Source organism: Bacteroides sp. 224 (genome assembly GCF_010500995.1).
Classification (GTDB): Bacteria; Bacteroidota; Bacteroidia; order Bacteroidales; family Bacteroidaceae; genus Bacteroides.
Genome location: NZ_QVMK01000088.1, coordinates 1 through 1,427, shown reverse-complemented (window position 1 = coordinate 1,427; position 1,427 = coordinate 1). Strand labels below are relative to the sequence as shown.

Sequence of the window (1,427 nt, the reverse complement as noted above, 5' to 3'; positions counted from 1 at the left end):
GATTACGGAGTGGACAGCAAAGAATACCGCGATATAATCATGGAATTAATTCCTCGTTATTATCCTAACGACCCTGTGGCTAACAGCAATGCTGCCGCCCTGTTGATTCGTAACAAAGAATACCAGAGTGCCCGCCGTTTGTTGGAGCGTGCCGGCAATCTTGCCAGTGCATGGAACAACCTGGGCGTAGTGAACTTAGCTCTCGAAGAGTACGAGCAGGCAGCAACCTATTTGAAACAAGCCGCTTCGGCCGGTGTTCAGGAAGCTGCTCATAACCAGGAAGAGTTGAATAAGAAACTCGAAGATATTGAAAAACAAGCCAAACGCAATAGACAATAAAAAGACGAATTTGTTTCAAGGCACTAAACACATTGTTTCAAGGCACCAAACACATTGTTTCATGGCACTAAACACATTGTTTCACGGCACGAAACACTTCGTTCACCAGTAGATAATAAAAGAAGTAAATCAATGAATAGAAAGTTTATAAAGTTCTTAGGTCTTGTATTGTTGGGAGCCTTTCTTTACTCCTGCGGTACTTCCCGTCCGAAACGCCTGCTCACCGAGCGTCTTTTCTTAGAGACTTCGCGCGTTTCCATAACCCATCCCGGTGGTGGCAAGGCAGGAGGTACAGTATTGAGCGAACAGGTTAACTTCACTCAGGTAGCTTTGCCGGAGAATGATGAACCTACCATTCAAAATACCGACGAACGCTTGGATACAAGTCGTGTTTATGTGCTTCCCGAGGTGAAGGTAACCTCCCGCACGCGCTTCACGAGTGTTCGTGAGGGTTATGTGGCTGTCGACTTTGTGATTCATGTTCCCAAGCAGTTTCTCTCGGATGACTATCAGGTGAGCCTGATGCCCGAACTTCAACTTACCGACTCTTTGGTAGCTCTCGAAGAGGTAGTGATTCGTGGAAAGAACTTCGTTAAGAAGCAAAAAGAAGACTATGCCCGTTACGATGAGTACCTGGCTTCATTAGTCGACTCTTCTGCCTACAATACCACTTTTGTGGATCAGAAAACCGTAGACCGCGAATTGAAAGAACGCCGGAAAGCCGGTTTGAACGATTTTCAGAGTCGTTTTAAATATGCCGCTTCTTACGAGCAATGGTTGGCCGAAGAAGAAATGCGCAATAGCGAATACAACGCCAATCAGCGTTACCTGCACGAACAGGCTTTGGCTAAAGCCCGCAAGCAATACGAGTTCGAGTTGCGTCGTCGTCTGGGTTCCGGTAGAGATACCGTTCGCTTGAACCGTACTTACGAAAAAATAAAAAGAAAATTGGAAGCCGGTGCTCCCGAAAAGCGCACAATCTCTTTGAACTCCGTGCCTGCCAAATTCCGCAGCGCTTATCTGCAAAGCCTTCGTCCCGAAGAAGTTCAGGCTTTATTGCCTCACGAACAGGATTCTATCCGTTTGGC

Annotated in this window: 1 protein-coding gene and 1 pseudogene; both read left to right on the top strand. The window is 46.7% G+C overall.

The features are described 5' to 3' along the window. Positions 1 to 339: pseudogene (locus D0T60_RS18440) on the top strand (hypothetical protein); the annotation flags it as partial. Positions 340 to 471: 132 nt separating this feature from the next. Then, positions 472 to 1,427: hypothetical protein (locus D0T60_RS18435; protein ID WP_163219944.1), on the top strand; the 956-nt coding region annotated here is incomplete at its 3' end.